The organism is Stenomitos frigidus ULC18 (genome assembly GCF_003003795.1).
GTDB classification, from domain to species: Bacteria; Cyanobacteriota; Cyanobacteriia; order Leptolyngbyales; family Leptolyngbyaceae; genus Stenomitos; species Stenomitos frigidus_A.
Map to the genome: position 1 here is coordinate 219,153 of NZ_PVWK01000014.1, position 16,905 is coordinate 236,057.

General features: G+C 52.9%; 11 protein-coding genes and 1 other RNA gene. 6 read left to right on the forward strand and 6 right to left on the reverse strand.

Translation table 11 applies throughout. The features are described from left to right. Window positions 1–201 precede the first annotated feature (201 nt). On the forward strand, window positions 202–1,626 hold the full coding sequence (locus tag C7B82_RS02990; RefSeq protein WP_106254811.1) for an APC family permease: 1,425 nt from the start codon (window positions 202–204) through the stop codon (window positions 1,624–1,626). A 45-nt stretch (window positions 1,627–1,671) separates the two neighbouring features. On the opposite strand, the gene C7B82_RS02995 is transcribed toward C7B82_RS02990, so the two are convergent. From C7B82_RS02995 to C7B82_RS03010, 4 genes are all read right to left on the reverse strand, one after another. Beyond that, complete coding sequence (locus tag C7B82_RS02995; RefSeq protein ID WP_106254812.1) at window positions 1,672–3,147, reverse strand: aminobutyraldehyde dehydrogenase; 1,476 nt, start codon at window positions 3,145–3,147, stop codon at window positions 1,672–1,674. 205 nt (window positions 3,148–3,352) lie between these two features. Then, window positions 3,353–4,279 (reverse strand): glutaminase A, encoded by a 927-nt coding sequence (gene glsA, locus C7B82_RS03000; protein WP_106254813.1) that lies wholly within the window; start codon window positions 4,277–4,279, stop codon window positions 3,353–3,355. Window positions 4,280–4,459: 180 nt separating this feature from the next. Continuing rightward, complete coding sequence (gene hpxZ / locus C7B82_RS03005) at window positions 4,460–4,846, reverse strand: oxalurate catabolism protein HpxZ (protein ID WP_106254814.1); 387 nt, start codon at window positions 4,844–4,846, stop codon at window positions 4,460–4,462. 192 nt (window positions 4,847–5,038) lie between these two features. Beyond that, on the reverse strand, window positions 5,039–5,923 hold the full coding sequence (locus C7B82_RS03010) for an alpha/beta fold hydrolase (protein WP_106254815.1): 885 nt from the start codon (window positions 5,921–5,923) through the stop codon (window positions 5,039–5,041). Between the two features lie 129 nt (window positions 5,924–6,052). On the opposite strand from C7B82_RS03010, the gene C7B82_RS03015 reads away from it, so the two are divergent. After that, a complete protein-coding gene (locus C7B82_RS03015) occupies window positions 6,053–6,337 on the forward strand; it encodes a DUF427 domain-containing protein (RefSeq protein ID WP_106254858.1) in 285 nt (94 codons plus the stop codon). A gap of 60 nt (window positions 6,338–6,397) precedes the next feature. Here C7B82_RS03015 and cimA read toward each other — a convergent pair whose 3' ends face one another. Beyond that, window positions 6,398–8,212 carry a citramalate synthase gene (cimA, locus tag C7B82_RS03020; RefSeq protein ID WP_106254816.1) on the reverse strand — a complete coding sequence of 605 codons (1,815 nt, stop codon included), beginning with the start codon at window positions 8,210–8,212 and terminating at the stop codon, window positions 6,398–6,400. Window positions 8,213–8,519: 307 nt separating this feature from the next. Here cimA and C7B82_RS03025 point away from each other — a divergent pair, with 307 nt between their 5' ends. From C7B82_RS03025 to thiO, 3 genes are all read left to right on the forward strand, one after another. Further along, entirely contained in the window at window positions 8,520–8,864 is a 345-nt protein-coding gene (locus tag C7B82_RS03025) for a 2Fe-2S iron-sulfur cluster-binding protein (RefSeq protein ID WP_106254859.1), read from the forward strand. A 71-nt stretch (window positions 8,865–8,935) separates the two neighbouring features. Further along, window positions 8,936–9,226, forward strand: a complete 291-nt coding sequence (locus C7B82_RS03030) for a hypothetical protein (RefSeq protein WP_106254817.1) — start codon at window positions 8,936–8,938, stop codon at window positions 9,224–9,226. Window positions 9,227–9,236: 10 nt separating this feature from the next. Next, window positions 9,237–10,436, forward strand: coding sequence for a glycine oxidase ThiO (gene thiO / locus C7B82_RS03035; protein WP_106254818.1), 1,200 nt, complete (start codon window positions 9,237–9,239; stop codon window positions 10,434–10,436). A 21-nt stretch (window positions 10,437–10,457) separates the two neighbouring features. Here the strand turns inward: thiO and ssrA are convergent. Then, window positions 10,458–10,846, reverse strand: a transfer-messenger RNA (tmRNA) gene (gene ssrA / locus C7B82_RS03040). A 560-nt stretch (window positions 10,847–11,406) separates the two neighbouring features. Here ssrA and C7B82_RS03045 point away from each other — a divergent pair. Continuing rightward, window positions 11,407–16,839, forward strand: coding sequence for a Calx-beta domain-containing protein (locus C7B82_RS03045; RefSeq protein ID WP_106254819.1), 5,433 nt, complete (start codon window positions 11,407–11,409; stop codon window positions 16,837–16,839). Window positions 16,840–16,905 lie beyond the last annotated feature (66 nt).

Below are 16,905 nucleotides of genomic sequence, written 5' to 3' on the forward strand. Positions count from 1 at the left end.
TCAAAACTCAAAACTCAAAACTCAAAACTCTAGCAGGGCTGATAGCTGATAGCTGATAGCTTTCAATAACCTCAACCTTGTTGCGTAGCAAGCGATACTGCCCCATCCTATGCCTAAGCCGCATTCTGTTTCTACAGAGTAATAGGCTGCCAGTGGTCATGCTGGTCGTCATCAGGAAGCGTCCACTTCAGGTACCACGTTATGGCAAAAGGACTCAAGAGCAACGCCTTGTCTATGGTTGATACGGTAACACTTGCCGTTGCCGGATCGGCTCCGTCTTATTCATTGAATGCAACTACGGCAACCCTCATTGCAGCGGTCGGCTTAGCTTCTCCGGGAGCGCTGTTGTATGCGGCCATTCCCATGTTTGGCATTTCGTTTGCATTTATGTACCTGAACCACTGGCGATCGGATGCGGGTGCGTCCTACGCCTGGGTGGGTCGCACCATTCGTCCGTCACTTGGTTTCTTGTCGGGGTGGACGTTTCTGAGCTTAAGCACCATTTTTATGGCGGCAGCCGCTTTGCCCATTGGAGTGTCAACCCTGTCGCTGATTGCTCCCAGTCAGGTTGAGAATGTAGGCATGGCGACGCTGGTGGGTGGATTGTGGTTTGCGATGGTCGCCACCGTGACGCTTCTGGGCGTCAACTTTGCAGCCCGGTTTCAGCGGTTGATGACCGCGATCGAGGTCATCAGCTTACTCGCGTTGGCGATCGGGGCGATCGTCAAAGTGTCTACTAGCCCTGTTGCAGCTTTTTCCTGGAGTTGGCTGTCACCCTTTGCCTTTGGTAATTTCCAGACGTTTATGGCAGGGATGCTGATTGCCACCTTCTATTACTTTGGTTGGGATGTGTCGTCCAACGTTGCTGAAGAAACGAAGGGATCGAGCACAACGCCTGGCTATAGTGGCGTCTTCGGGATGATTGGCGTCTTTCTGATGTTCCAACTGTTTCAAATTCTGGTGCAGATGGGCATGACCCCAGAACAGGTGGATAAAGCAGGCGCCGATCTGTTGCCGCAGTTGGGCGATTTGCTGCTGCCTGCGCCCTGGGGCAAGATTGCCATCCTGGCTGTTTTGCTGAGTACGGTTGGCACGATTGAAACTCAGTTAACCCAATGTTCTCGGACGCTCTTTTCAATGGCACGCGATCGCGTGATCAGTCGTCGGTTTGGCGACTTGCATCCCCTCTTTCAAACGCCGTGGCTGGCTACACTGGTGATTACCGTTTTGGCGCTGGCGTTGCTCATTGGCTCTAGCTCCAGCTCCAGCATCAATGGACTGATGGCGAATCTCATCAATACCATCAGTGTTCAGGTTGCCTTTTACTATGCGATGACGGGCTTTGCCTGTGCCTGGTACTACCGCAAGCAACTTCGGGATGACACCAAAACGCTGTTGCTGAAGGGCGCCTGGCCCTTACTGTCGGCACTCTTTCTGCTGGCAGTGGGAGCCTTCCAGTTAACGCAACTGGATCGGATAGTAGCGTTTCTCAGCGTTGCCGCGATCGCGATCGGTATCATACCAATGCTGTTTTACCGTTGGAAGTATGGCAGCGAGTTCTACACGGCACCAGCGGAAGCGTATGAGCCAGTCGTCGATGACGATCGCGTGCTAGAAAAGGTTTGAACGTTAGTAGGGACGTTCCATGTCACGTCCCTACTAAATGTGACATCACGCATCGCCGAACGCACAGAAATGCCAGGGTTTGCGCTGGGCTCCGGTGTTTTCAAACATCACATGCTTGACGATCGTGTATTCCTCCAGCGCGTAGTGGGACATATCCTTGCCGAAACCACTTTGTTTGAAACCACCATGCGGCATTTCGCTGGCAATGGGGATGTGATCATTGACCCAAACCGTGCCAAACTCCAGAGCCGCAGAGACTCGCATGGCACGCTGGACGTTGGCAGTCCACACGCTACCTGCTAAACCATAGGGGATGTCGTTTGCCAGCGCGATCGCCTCTGCCTCATCCGTAAAGCGCTTCACCACCAGAACGGGGCCAAAGATCTCTTCTTGCACACAGCTTGCCGTTTGCGGTGGATCGACCAGAATGGTTGGTGGATAGAAAAAGCCAGCGTCCTCTGGCAGCTCACCACCTAGCGCAACCTTGATACCCTGCTGACGAGCCGCTTCCACGTAGCCATGTACTTTATGGCGTTGGGTTTGGCTCACAAGTGGCCCCATATCGGTGTCGGACTGGGTCGGATCACCCATGCGGACTTGCTTGCTGACTTCGATGAGGCGATCGAGAAATTGATCAAACACCTCGTTTTGCACATAAAGACGAGTCGCCGCCGTACAGTCTTGTCCCGTGTTCATGTAGCCAGCCACCACAGCACCCTGCACAGCGGCTTCAAGATCCGCATCTGCAAATACCACAAAGGGAGCCTTGCCGCCCAGTTCCAGCGTGACGCGCTTGAGGTGCTGGCTTGCCAGTTCCATCACCCGTTTACCCGTCAGCGTACTGCCTGTGAAGCTGATCATGCGTACGAGAGGGTGGGTACATAGGCTCTCGCCCACGTCTGGACCACCTGTAACCACGTTGATGAGTCCTGCTGGCAATCCCGCTTCGAGGGCGAGTTTGGCAAGCTCAATCGTCGTAATCGGCGTGTTAGGTGCAGGCTTAATGACGATCGCATTCCCTGCCGCCAGTGCCGGAGCCAATTTCCACACCGCCATCATCAACGGATAATTCCACGGGGTAATGGCAGCCACAACGCCGATCGGTTCGCGTCGCAGCATACTGGTGTAGCCGCCCACATAGCTGCCTGCTGCCGCCCCTTCCTGCCGTCGCACCACAGAGGCAAAGTAGCGAATATTATCAATGGAAAAGGGGACATCACCGTTCTGTGCCAGCTTGATGGGTTTGCCAGCATTCTGACTTTCCAACTTGGCAAGGTCGTCCGTATGTTGTTCAACCACATCCGCAAACTTGAGCAACGCGAGGCTCCGTTCGCCATAGGAAAGCTGGCTCCATTCGCGCTGTGCTTGCTGTGCCTGTGCCACCGCGATCGCCACATCATCCGGTGTGCCGATCGCCACAGTTGCAAAGCATTCACCATTCGCAGGATCGATTAAATCTTGGCTACCAGTAGTGACCAGTCGATCGCCAATGACCATCGGGTAGTGGGGAAACTTTTCCATATGTTCTTCACAAGCGGTAATTTAAGGCAATCGCATTGATTGGAACAGATTCGCGGGACACACAACAGTCAATTTGAATACAAGCGGTGGAATGGGAAGCAGGGGAAGCGGAAGAAGGCTAAAGGAGGAAGGCTAAAGGAGGAAGCTAAAGTAACTCAAAACTCAAAACTCAAAACTCCCCTTTCCTCTTTCCCCTTTGCCCCTCTCACCCAAACACACTCAGATTCAGCGTTTGAGTCAGTTGTTCGAGCAGAAAGAGTCCGGCGATCGAGTTACCTGTAGCATCCAGTGTGGGGCTGTAGCAGGCGATCGCTCCCTGGCCTGGCACAATGGATAGCAAGGCACCGCTCACACCCGATTTGGTAGGCAGTCCAATCCGCACTGCAAAGCGACCAGACGCTTCATACAGGCCGCAGGTCAGCATCAAAGCATTCACAGCACGTTGATGGACTGGTTGAGTGGGGGCATTGGGTTGTGCGAGTAACAATCCCACCTGCGCCAAATCGGCAGCGGTACCAGAGAGGCAGCAGATGTGATTGTAGGTATCCAGAGCCGTCTCGACGTGATCGATCGACTCTGCTCTAAGGAGAACCTCCGCGATCGCCCGATTGGCTTCGTTTCGTAGCGATCGCACTGATGCCAGCATTGCCTGATCCAACACAAAGCGGCTACCGGATGCCTGGTTCAACCACACACGTAGCGCTTCACACCGATCAGCACCTTTCGCTCCGGGCAGCATCGCAGCAAGGGCGATCGCGCCACTGTTCAACATGGGGTTACGGGGAAAGCCGCGATCGACATTTAACTGCGCTAACGAGTGAAACGACTGCTCGGATGGATCGATACCAACACGATCAAACACCGCGTCCCATCCCGACGTTTCCAGCAAAAACAGCAGCAGCAAGGGCTTAACCACACTCATCAGCGCAAACGGTTGATCGCGTTCACCTGCAAAATAGCCATGTCCATCGAGCGAACGTATGGCTACAGCCACCCGCTGAGCCTCTGCCTGTGCCAGCAAGGGAATATAGTCCGGCAAGCGACCTGTCAGAGCATAGACCCTCGCTTGCCCGACCCAGTTCTCTAACTGAGTTTGGGTTAAGGCTGCGAATCGTGTAGGAGAAGGGTTCAAAGGGGAAAGGATGAAGGATGAAGGATGAAGGATGAAAGTTTTGCTTTCGACGGCTCAAGTGAGCCTCACTGAACTCCTAAGCTCAAGCAGAAGGTGAGTTTTAAGATCAGATGAGGCGTGAGGAATTGATTCTGACCCCTCTCACCTCTCTGAACCTTTAGCCTTTTCCCCTTCCCCCCGTCACTCTGGCAGCAAAGACACATGGGCTGAGACAATCTTCCATCCTTCAGGTAATTTACGCCAAACCTGGCTTTGTCTACCAGAGCGAAGCCGACCATCCGCGAGGCGTTGAAACTCTAGCGTGACGATCGCCGTATCAGCATCAAACGTCACTACTTTGAGATTCGAGATCTCGCGCACCAGGTTTTTGGTGGGACGCCCCTGTCGGAACCCTCTGATCGCCTCCATCCCATACAAGTTTTCGGTCGCACCAAACCGCAGCACTTCAGGAGAATCCCAAAACAAGGCATCCAGTGTCGCGATGTCATTTTCGACCAGAGCCTTTTCGTAGGTTAGATACAGTGCAGTGAGTTCAGCCACGATCGCCGGGTCGTTGAGTTGGGGCATGGGGGAAGTTTTGAGTTTTGAGTTTTGTATAGCCTTCGGCATTCAAGAAACGCGAAGCGTTTCCGAAGGAAATATTTTGAGTTTTGAGTTTTGAGTTTCCAGCTACTGACCACTAACCACTGACCGCTGACTGCTGACCGCTGACCGCTGATTGCTGATTGCTGATTGCTGACCACTGACCGCTGACCGCTTCTAGCTACTAAACGCCAAAATCTGCTCTACCGTAAAGTGGGGTTTTTCCAAATGAGGGACATGACCACAGTTTTCTACCCAAACAAGCTTGCTGTGGGCGATCGCCTGTTGAAATTTCACAGCATCCTGTGTGCCCAAGATTTTATCGGAGTCACCCCACAAGATCAGGGTTGGCTGGTCGATCGCTGCAATTTTATCTGCCAGAAAATTATAGCCACCGCTTTTGGTAAAGGCAATAATGGCTTGCTGCCAGTTGGGAGACTGCAGATGTAAAGCCGCACATATTAATGCATCTGGCGAGGCAAAGGTGGGCTCACGATACGCCTGAAGGCTCACCTTGCGCCGGACTCCAGGACTGCGAAGAAAGTTGGCTGCCAGTTCGCCCAAGGGTGGAAAAAGGAACCGAGCGATCGCGGGACCACGAGCAAAGCCTGCACTATCAATCAGCACGAGCTTCTGTACCGCATCGGGATAGGTCAACGCAAAATCGATCGCAGCGGCTCCACCCATTGACGCGCCCACTAAGATCATCGGTCGAGCAATTAACGTTTTCCAGAAGTCATAAAGATGGGTTTTGATCGCGGCTGGAGTGAAGGGACTGTCCACAGGGCGATCGGTGAAACCAAAGCCAAGCAAATCAACAGCCCAGGTTTCGTGAGAGGCAGCAAGTAGCGGCAACAGACGACGAAACTCAAACACCGAACTGTCAAAACCATGCAGCAACATGATCGGTATACCACCGGAGCCTTTGTAGACGTAAGCAGTGGCGATCGGTGCCGCGCTAAGTGGCGTTGGAATGTCAGTCCGCTCAATGTCTTTGGCTAAAGCGATCGACGTAGCTTCGGTCAGTTGAGCACTTTCGGGCGGAAGAAAACTGGCAATCATGAGGTTCAGTGTATCCCGTTCCAGCTCTGAAAAGCTCTGGGCAAAAACTCAAAACTCAAAACTCTCTTCACCTTGCAGCCAATCCCAGAGTTCGTTAGGCTTTTGATGACGTTGTTAGATGACAAACCGATGCCGAAAGCAATTTGGAATGGTACTGTATTAGCCGAGAGCGATCGGTGTGAAGTGGTAGAAGGCAATCAATACTTTCCACCTGATGCCATTCACAGTGAGTATTTCAAAGAGAGCAACACCCACACGGGCTGCCCGTGGAAGGGAACTGCCAGCTACTACACGATCGAAGTAGACGGCAAAACCAATCCCGACGCTGCCTGGTACTACCCCACCCCCAAAGATGCCGCCAAAAACATCACTGGCTACATCGCTTTCTGGAAAGGCGTAAAGGTAGAAGTTTAGCCGGACGGTAATCGTTCTGATTGGTAGGGACGTTCCATGGAACGTCCCTACCAGCGGTCTTCAGGCTGTTGTGGAGGTGGAAAGTGCTGACTTTGCTTGATTCTGCAACAGCAATCCATACTCCAAGCCTTCCACCACTGCCAGATAGGATGCTTCCAAAATATTGCCGGACACACCAACCGTCGTCCAGCGCTGATGTCCATTGCTGGATTCAATTAACACCCGCGTTTTGGCAGACGTTCCAGCCGCACCATCCAAAATCCGCACTTTGTAATCGGTCAGGTGAAACGTGCCGATTTCGGGATAGAAGCTAACCAGTGCTTTCCGCAAGGCTGCATCCAGCGCCGAAACAGGACCATTTCCCTCAGCCGCTTCCAGAATGTCTTTACCGTTCACTGATAGCTTGACGGTTGCCAACGAGGTCTCGCGATCGACTTCCGCATCTGGCAGCATATTGTAGTGCACCTGAAACCCCTTCACCTCAAAGGGCTTTTGCCGTTGTCCTAGCGCCTCGCGCATTAGTAGCTCAAAGCTCGCTTCAGCCGCTTCAAACTGATACCCTTCGCTTTCCAAATTCTTCAAACGAGTGAGAATCTGACGGCAAGTGGGGTCTTGTTTGTTCAACTCGATGCCAAAGCTACGGGCTTTTGCCAGAATGTTGCTCAAACCGGACTGGTCAGAAATCACAATGCGGCGACGGTTGCCCACCTGCTCTGGCTGCATATGCTCGTAGGTCAGCGGATTGCGCTCAACCGCACTCACATGAATGCCGCCTTTATGGGCAAACGCAGATAGCCCCACAAACGGCGCGTGGTCATCCGGGGCAAGATTAACCACTTCGCTAACAAAACGGCTGGTTTCAGTGAGTTGTGCCAGTTGCTCATCTGAAATACAGGTAAAGCCCAGCTTCGCTTGCAGGTTGGGAATCAGTGAGCATAAGTTAGCATTGCCACACCGTTCGCCATAGCCATTGATCGTGCCTTGCACCATGCGGACACCCTGCATGACGGCTGCGAGAGCGTTGGCAACAGCGGTTTCAGAGTCGTTGTGAGTGTGGATGCCGAGGCGGAGGGTGTGGGGTGTGGGGTGTGGGGGAAGTTTTGAGTTCTGAGTTTTGAGTTTTGAGTTTTGAGTTTTGAGTTCTCCTTGCTCTGTGGCTCCCTCTGCTCTGCTAATTCCATCTTCCCCCTGCTCCTCTGCTGACCGCTGACCGCTGACCGCTAACGGCTGACCGCTGACCGCTGACTCCTCCAACACGGGAAAGTCAAACGCCTGCAACACATCATGCACAATCTGAGCAATCTCGTGTGGCAACGTGCCGCCGTTCGTGTCGCAAAAGACGAGCCATTCAGCGCCAGCGGCGATCGCCACCCTCAATGTCTCTAACGCATACTCCCGATTGTGCTTATAGCCGTCAAACCAATGCTCGGCATCGTAAATCACGCGGCGACCATTGGCACGCAGGTACTCAATGGTGTCCTGAATCATTGCCAGGTTTTCATCAAGCGTCGTCTTGAGTCCTTCTGTGACATGCAGATCCCAGGACTTGCCAAAAATGGTCACCCAGCGGGTTCCTGCTGCCAGAATGGGCTGCAGCATGGGGTCTGCTGCTGCCGCCATGCTGGGACGACGCGTGGAGCAAAACGCGACCAGTTCTGCCTGTGTTAATGGCTCTTCTTGTAGCTGCCAGAAAAACTGCACATCCTTGGGATTCGCACCAGGCCAGCCACCTTCAATAAACGGCACGCCCAAGCGATCGAGTTGACGCACAATCCGCAGTTTGTCTTCCAGAGACAGCGACAAGCCTTCCCGTTGGGAGCCATCGCGCAAGGTTGTGTCGTAGATCCAGATCTGGCGAGAGGTGTCTGAGGTCATGGGGAAGCAACTGGAAAATTTAAGCCGATAAAAGACTATTTTAGGGAACTGTTCGACCGATCGACGGGGATCATGTAGCAAAAATTAGATATAGCTATAGCCATATTGGTTAGGACGGGTTGCACCCCTGCCCCCCCTGGCTGGGGGCGCGCCCCCACTCCCCCTTTGATCCTAATGTCCTCAGCTTTGTGACAACAGCTATATGAGAGTTTGGGCAAAGACGATCGCACCTCATGCTATGGGAAGAACCGAAACAGAGAGAAAAAGCACGACAATAGAGGGAATACGCCATATGGGGGCAACTACGATGCCAACTGTTCAAGCTGAGGGTAAAACGTTTACCTGCGAAAGTGGTGCAAACCTGCGTCAGGTAATGCTGGATAACGGCATTGATGTTTACAATGGCGCCGCTTCGGTCATCAACTGTCATGGGTTGGGGACTTGTGGCACGTGTGCAGTGCAGGTGCAAGGGGCCGTTTCAGAGCCAGAGTGGCGTGAGAAAACACGGCTGTCGCTGCCACCTCATAACCTTGAGAACGGTCGTCGCCTGTCGTGCCAGGTAAAAGTTTTGGGTGATGTCACAGTGACCAAGTACGATGGCTTGTGGGGACAGGGCGATCGCGTGATGTGGACGCCTGAACGAGTAGTCTGACTTAGGATCAAATTGATAACCGGCTCAAATTGACTGCTAACTGGAGTGAGAGAAACTCTGGAGAAAATTCTATGACCAGACTGGTAGCTGCCATCCTCATTTTATTTGCCGTTCTCATCGGGCTGAAGGCAAGCAATCCGTCTCTGTTGCAGAGTAATTTATTGATTCAGGGCAATAATCCTACGCCACCAACGCGCAACACGGGCTTTAGTAGTGAAGCAACAGGAGCCGCTACTACGAACAATGCTGGTGTCTCGTCAAACTTCAATGCGCCCAATCAAGTCAATACATCTAATCCGGTAGGTGCCAACACCACGCCTTTGCCACCCAGACCTCTGCGAGCAGTCCCAGGTGGATGGTAAGCATCAGTCAATGGCAGCAGTATCACATGTCTTGATCATTGGTGGCGGTGTGATTGGTCTAGCGATCGCCCTCGAATTACGCCTACGGGGAGCGGCTGTTACCGTTCTAACCCGCGACTTTGCTGAAGCAGCGAGTCAGGCTGCGGCTGGGATGCTGGCTCCTCAAGCAGAAATGATTCCCCCCGGGGCCATGCGGGAGTTCTGCCTGCGCAGTCGATCGCTCTATCCAGGCTGGACACAAAAACTAGAAACGCTTACAGGTTTACCGACAGGGTATTGGGCGTGCGGCATTTTAGCGCCTGTGTATGAAAAGGAGTCAGCGGTCAGCGGTCAGCCGTCAACCGTCAACCGTCAACCGTCAGCAGAGGCGCAGGGGGAAGATGGAATTAGAGGAGCAGAGAGAGTAAAAGAGCAAGGAGAACTCAAAACTCAAAACTCAAAACTCTCCCTACCCCCCACTCCCTCTCTCTGGCTCGATCGCGCTGCCATCCATCAGCACCAACCCGGCTTAAGCCAGGACGTTAGCGGCGGGTGGTGGTATCCAGACGATGCTCAGGTTGATAATCGGCTGCTGGCGAAAGCCTTGTGGGTTGCCGCTTATGATGCTGGCGTTGACTTACAAGAAGGGGTTGCTGTAGCAACGATGCTGCATCAGAGCGATCGCATTACGGGCGTGCAAACATCCAGCGGAACAATGCAATCGGAGCAGTATGTGCTGGCGACAGGTGCATGGTCACAGGCATTGTTACCCATTCCAGTAACGCCCAGGAAGGGGCAAATGCTATCGGTGCGCGTGCCTGCAGGACAGGAGTTACCGTTAAAAACAGTCTTGTTTGGCAGCGAAATTTATATCGTGCCTCGTCGCGATGGGCGAATTGTCATCGGTGCGACGAGCGAGGATGTTGGCTTTACGCCAAACAATACGCCTGAAGGGGTGCAAGCACTATTGGAACGGGCGATCCGTCTCTATCCAGCCTTGCGGGACTTTCCACTACAAGAATTTTGGTGGGGTTTTCGACCAGCCACGCCCGATGAGTTGCCGCTATTGGGTGACAGCCCTTACGGCAACCTGACACTGGCAACGGGACACTATCGCAACGGCATTTTGTTAGCTCCTGTGACGGCTCAGTTGATCGCCGATCGCCTACAGCAACAATCTGATGAATTGCTAGATGCCTTCCACTGGTCACGGTTTAGAACCGCGCCTTAACAATGGCATCAAGTGGTTAAAAAGTGGAGCTGACGGGAGTCGAACCCGTGTCCGCCCTGGGTATTGGTACATCGCTCATTCACAGGCTTAGCTTCTCTGATCCTCGAAGCGGGAACCGTCCCTTGTCCCGGACGGTGGGATTCTCTGATAATTTCTTAGCTAGAAAGCCTACCAGAGAAAGCTTCCTAGAGCATCCGTTGGGGGTTGTCTCCCATACTTAACGGAGTCGTATGGGAAACGCTCGAACCAGTTAGAGGTTGTTAGGCAGCAACAAGTGCTTGCTTACGAGCAAAGGGTACGATGTTGTTCGCATGTACGTTGTTTTGAGCCATTGATTTATGAGAGTTAGCTCGCTCTCAGCCTGAATCACACTGTAGTGTTCGCCAAAACGTCGAAACCGTTGCAGCCCCCTATAGTCTTCCTATTATAGCGGCTCTTGGTGGGTGTTGGCTGCATAACATTCGTGGCTTATAGCGTTTGAACCACCTTTAGCAACGCCCAGAGACCGATTTTACCCACACTGAATGGCCGCTTCTGGAGACCCATGCACCGAAATCACTCCATTGACTGATGCTTGCAAACTGTTACGCCTGGGCGGCGCTAGCGCTCACCAAGCCAGTCCACAGATGGAGACATACCACCCAGAAACGAGCCGTTATAGCAACGTTCGATCAAGACTACTTTTTGCCTCTGATATTTCTTTAGACGATTGGGGCATCTATGAAGTAGGTGCAACTACGTCCTCCATATTTAAGTTTTCATGTTTAAAGGTTGGCACTTACGCTAACGCAAACGTAGACGCTGGTAACGCCTACGTATAGTCCGTTAGTCAAGTCTCTTCTCCTCATAAAGCGTGAGTTCACAAAACTTGAAATAGCTTGTAGCCATTTGGCATCGACGTACGTTGGCCCCCACTGACGTGGACGATCGCAGTCCCTCATCTTGTCGTGTCAACCTATCGAGCCTTTGTATGAACTTTGCTAAACCGTCTGTGTTGAGTGATTCCCTGAAGACCACACCCGATAGTGTGTTCTCGCTAACCTCTGCGTTGGATACTGCTGCTGCCATTGGGATGAGTCCCCTGGCTGGTTGGAGTGGGGCAAGTGAAGCCAGCGCGATCGCCTTTATCGATGGCAGCGTTGCCGATTACCAAACCCTGGTGGCAGGCATTGCACCAGGCACCGAAGTCCACTTGCTCGACTCCAACCAGGATGCCGTCACCCAAATTACCAATACCCTGCTGGGAAGACACAACATCAGCAGTTTGCACATCGTTTCCCACGGGGAAGCGGGCGGGTTGGACTTTGGCAACAGCAAGCTGAACTTAAGCGACCTGCCGGAGTATGCAGCACAGTTGCAGAGTTGGAGCAAGGCGCTGACTGATAATGCCGATATTCTGCTCTACGGCTGTGATGTGGCGCAGGGCGAATTGGGCAAAGCCTTTACTAGTATCCTCAGCCAGTTAACCGGAGCCGATGTCGCTGCTTCCGATGACTTAACAGGTAACGCAGCCCATGGCGGCAATTGGGAAATGGAATTCAATACAGGAAGCATTGAGTCGTTCAATATCTTCTCTACCCAAGCCAAGGAAGCTTACGAGCATGTACTGGCAACATTTACAGTCGCAAATACCGCCGACAGCGGAGCAGGCTCGTTGCGTCAGGCTGTCACTGATGCAAATGGAGCTGCTGGTGCGGATACCATCAATTTTGCACTGGGCGCAGGGGCACAGACTATTACACTGTCCTCTGGCTTAACGCTGACTGACTCTGTCAAGATTCTTAATACAACCGGAGCCGCCAATCTTACCATTCAAGCCCCTTCAGGGGGAGCGTTCATTATTTTCACGGTCAATTCGGGTGCTACAGCTTCCTTTGATCAGTTAACTATCCGAAATGGTAGTGTTGGAATCTATAATAACAACGGAACAATTACCGCAATACTTAACAGCGCACTCACTAATAACAGTGAAGCAATTGACAATTTCTCTTTAACAGGAATTGACACCATTGCAAATTCGACTATTAGTGGTGGCAATTTGGGTATACATAGCCATGGTCCCATCAACACGATATTTAACAGCACTTTCAGCGGCATCGCTAGCTATGCCATAGCTAACGATGCGGGGAGTATTGGCACCATTGCTAACGTTACTATTGCTGGCAATTCAAGTCAGGGCATTAACAACTTCTCCCGAACAATCACTACCCTTGCCAACACTATCATCGCAAATAATGGAACCAACTATTTAGGAAATAGTCCGGGTACCTCTACCAACAACCTCATTGGTGGAACCTTTGCCTCTGTCGGTTTGAGTTCTACTCTGGCAAATAATGGTGGTTCTACCCAGACCTATGCTGTTTTGGCTGGTAGCCCTGCCCTTAACGCTGGTAGCAATGCGGCACTCCCACTGGATACTCTTGATCTAGACGGTGACGGTAATACAACTGAAACAATTCCGTTTGACCAACGCGGTACTGGCTTTGTTCGGATTCAGGGTGGCACAGTTGACATTGGTGCAGTTGAAGGGCTGGCAAATGCAAATCCAGTGGTTTCTTTGCCGGGTGGGAGTGTCTCTTATACTGAGAATACGGCGGCCGTCGTGCTTGATGTTACGGGAACCGTCACCGATTCTGACTCGACTGATTTTGACACAGGTGCCCTAACAATTACTTACAGCGCCAATGGAACGGTAGACGATCGCCTTGCTATCAACAATCAGGGTACGGGTGCCGGACAAATTGGTGTGTCTGGCAGCAACGTGTCCTACGGAGGCACAACCATTGGCACCTTTACGGGGGGAGTCGGTACGACACCGCTAGTCGTCACCTTCAACAGCAATTCCAGTCCTGGTGCTGCCGAAGCATTACTCCGCAATCTCACCTATAGCAATGTTTCAGATGCACTTTCGACGATCGATCGTACCTTAAGCGTAGTGCTGACGGATGGAGACGGTGGCACCAGCACAACGGCGAACAAAACCATTAGTGCTACCGCCGTGAACGACGCACCGACTGTTACGGCTCCAAGTGCGATCGCCATTACCGAAGACACTACTACGGTTCTCACGGGCATTTCGTTTGCTGATGTAGATGCGGGCAGTGGCACGATGTCCGCCGTCTTGAGTGTTGGGGCAGGTTCTCTGTCAGCGACGGCTGGTAGTGGAGTCACTGTGCTAGGTAGCGCTTCACCCAGCATTACCCTCAATGGCACCCTTACCGCGCTCAACAGCTTTCTGACCAATAGTCTCACCTATACACCTGCCCTTAACGATGTCGCTACCCAAACGCTGGGGGTCAGAATCAATGATGGTGGTAATACAGGTTCTGGTGGCGCACTGTCTTCGGGGGTAACGAATGTCGCGCTGAACGTGACGGCAGTGAACGATGCACCCACCGTTACAGCTCCTACCGCGATCGCTGTGACTGAAGACATCACTACCGCTCTTACAGGGATTGCGTTTGCTGATGTGGATGCAGATAGTGGCATCGTCACGGCGACTTTAACCGTGGGTGCAGGCACGCTGGCAGCGACTGCTGGTAGCGGCGTGGCCGTGGGTGGTACTGCCACAAACCTGACGCTTGGCGGCACCCTTGCAGCTATCAATAGCTTTATTGCTGGTAACAGTCTCACCTACACCACAGCCCCAAATGCCACTGCGACCCAAACCCTGGGCGTGAGCATCAATGACGGTGGCAATACTGGTTCTGGTGGGGCATTGAGTTCAGCTGTGACAAATGTCAATCTCACCGTGACTCCGGTCAACGATGCGCCCTCCTTTACCAAAGGCGGCAACCAGACGGTTACAACGGGTGCGGGTGCCCAAACTATTACCAATTGGGCAACGGGCTTCAATCCGGGACCAGCTGATGAAGCGAGTCAAACCGTCCAGGCGTATGAGATTGTAAACAATGATCATGCGGAAATCTTTACCGTTGCGCCCGCGATCGACGCCTTCGGCAACCTCACCTACACCCCTGCAAGTAACCTGGCGACTGCCACCACTGCGATCCTTAGCGTGCGTGTGCAAGACAACGGCGGCACCACCAACGGCGGCATTGACACCTCGACCGTGCAGACCTTTGCCATCACCGTCAAGCCCCAACCGACGATCAGCATCACGCCTGTAACCCAGAATGAAGGCAACAGCAGCACGACTGCTTATACCTTTACCGTGAACATGAGCGATACCAGCACCCAAACCGTGCAGGTCAACTATGCCACGGCTGACGGCACTGCCACGGTTGCCGATGGTGACTACTTAGCCGCGTCCAACACCCTCACCTTTGCCCCCGGTGAGACCAGCAAAACGTTTACAGTCAACGTCAACGGCGACACCAAGTATGAGAGTACCGAAGCCTTTACAGTGAGTCTCTCGAATGCCGTGAATGGCACGATCGCTGCTAACAGCAACAGTGTCAACGGCACGATCACCAACGATGATACTGCGCCTGTTGTCAACATCACGTCCACTATCACCCATGCGGAAGGGAACAGCGGCACCACTCCTTATAACTTCACTGTGAATTTGTCGAACCCAAGTTTCGAGGCGATCGGCATCGACTACAGTACGAGTGATGGCAGTGCCACCGTTGCCGATGGTGACTATACTGCTGCGACGGGCACCGTCAATTTCGCCCCTGGTGAGACTAGCAAGACCATCACGGTTAATGCGGCAGGCGACACCAAATTTGAGTCCGATGAAACTTTCCAGGTCGCACTCACGGGACCTGCCAATGGCTCTGGTAATGTCAGCCCTGGCAATACGACAGGCAGTGGCACCATCACTAACGATGACACGCAACCTACTATCAGCATTGGCAACGTCAGCCAGAATGAAGGCAACAGCGGCACTACTGCCTACACCTTTACCGTCAATCTCTCCAATGCCAGTACCCAAACGGTGACAGTGAACTATGCTACGGCTGACGGCACTGCCACGATCGCCGATAGCGATTATCTTGCCACCTCTGGCAGCCTCAACTTTGCCCCCGGTCAAACCAGCAAAACTATCACTGTGCAGGTCAACGGGGATACGAAGTTTGAAGCCGACCAGGCGTTTAGCTTAGCGTTGAGCAATGCCAGCAATGGGACGTTGGGCACCAGCACAGGGACAGGCACGATCGTCAACGATGACACCCGCCCCACCATCAGCATCAACAGCGTTAGCAACCCGGAAGGTAGGACTGGCACCACACCGTTTACCTTCACGGTCAGCCTCTCCAATGCCAGCGACGAGACTGTGACCGTCAACTACGCGACGGCAGATGGCACCGCAACCAGCGTCAACAGTGACTATGCGCCCACCTCTGGTACGCTGACCTTCAATCCTCTTGAGTCCAGCAAAACGATCGCGGTCAATGTCAACGGGGACATTCGCATAGAGCCGGATGAAACCTTCCGGGTAAATCTGACTGCGCCCACGAAGGGGACGATCGCCACGGGTACAGGCACAGGCACGCTCAGGAACGATGATAACGCTAGTCTTGTGTGGCGCAATGGCACTTCAGGCGCTGCCCCCACCGGCACAGGCGAAAACGCTATCTGGCAACTGAACGGCTTTGCGTTCCAAAGTGGCAGCTATCTCCCCAGCATTGCCGATCTCAACTGGCAAATTGTCAGCAGCAGCGCCGATTTCAACCTTGATGGCAATACCGATATCTTGTGGCGCAACCGAGCAACGGGTGCGAATGCCATTTGGGAACTCAATAACCTCACCCTTCAGAGTGCTTACTACATTCCTAGCGTGAGTGATTTAAACTGGCAAATTGTTGGCACCGCTGACTTCAATCGCGATAGCAAACCAGATCTCCTCTGGCGCAACCGCATGACCGGAGAAAACGCCGTCTGGCAATTGAATGGCTCTAGCTTGCAAAGCAGCTACTACATACCCCGCATCGCTGACCAAAACTGGCAGATTGTCGGCACTGGCGATTTCAACAACGATGGCATTGCTGACCTCGTTTGGCATAACCAAGCAACCACATCGAACGCTATCTGGCAAATGAATAGTACGGGGTTGCAAAGCGGCTATTACCTTCCAACTGCTGCCGACAGCAACTGGCAGATTGTCGGCACTAGCGATTTCAACAACGATGGCATTGCTGACCTCGTTTGGCATAACCAAGTAACTGGAGCGAACGCTATCTGGCAAATGAATAGTACGGGGTTGCAAAGCGGCTATTACCTTCCAACCGCTGCCGACATCAACTGGCAGATTGCCGGGATTACGGATTTTGGCGGCGACAGCACACCAGATATGCTCTGGCGCAATCAGCAGTCTAACAAGAACGAAATTTGGCAGATGAGTGGCTTCAGCTACTCACAGACCTATCAACTCCCTGATGCCTCCCAAAAGTGGAGTGTCAAGCCCCTACCGTTAGTTGCCCTACCGTTAGCCTAGTTTTTGCCTGCCAGGCTCTTACTGCAAGGTCGTAGACCGATCGGTTCACACGCTCTTGCAGTGAGA

Excerpts from the sequence above, each read along its gene's own strand:
- C7B82_RS02990 (WP_106254811.1), top strand. The coding sequence starts at position 202 with ATGGCAAAAGGACTCAAGAGCAACGCCTTGTCTATGGTTGATACGGTA.
- C7B82_RS02995 (WP_106254812.1), bottom strand. The coding sequence starts at position 3,147 with ATGGAAAAGTTTCCCCACTACCCGATGGTCATTGGCGATCGACTGGTC.
- hpxZ (WP_106254814.1), bottom strand. The coding sequence starts at position 4,846 with ATGCCCCAACTCAACGACCCGGCGATCGTGGCTGAACTCACTGCACTG.
- C7B82_RS03010 (WP_106254815.1), bottom strand. The coding sequence starts at position 5,923 with ATGATTGCCAGTTTTCTTCCGCCCGAAAGTGCTCAACTGACCGAAGCT.
- C7B82_RS03015 (WP_106254858.1), top strand. The coding sequence starts at position 6,053 with ATGCCGAAAGCAATTTGGAATGGTACTGTATTAGCCGAGAGCGATCGG.
- cimA (WP_106254816.1), bottom strand. The coding sequence starts at position 8,212 with ATGACCTCAGACACCTCTCGCCAGATCTGGATCTACGACACAACCTTG.
- C7B82_RS03025 (WP_106254859.1), top strand. The coding sequence starts at position 8,520 with ATGCCAACTGTTCAAGCTGAGGGTAAAACGTTTACCTGCGAAAGTGGT.
- C7B82_RS03030 (WP_106254817.1), top strand. The coding sequence starts at position 8,936 with ATGACCAGACTGGTAGCTGCCATCCTCATTTTATTTGCCGTTCTCATC.
- thiO (WP_106254818.1), top strand. The coding sequence starts at position 9,237 with ATGGCAGCAGTATCACATGTCTTGATCATTGGTGGCGGTGTGATTGGT.
- C7B82_RS03045 (WP_106254819.1), top strand. The coding sequence starts at position 11,407 with ATGAACTTTGCTAAACCGTCTGTGTTGAGTGATTCCCTGAAGACCACA.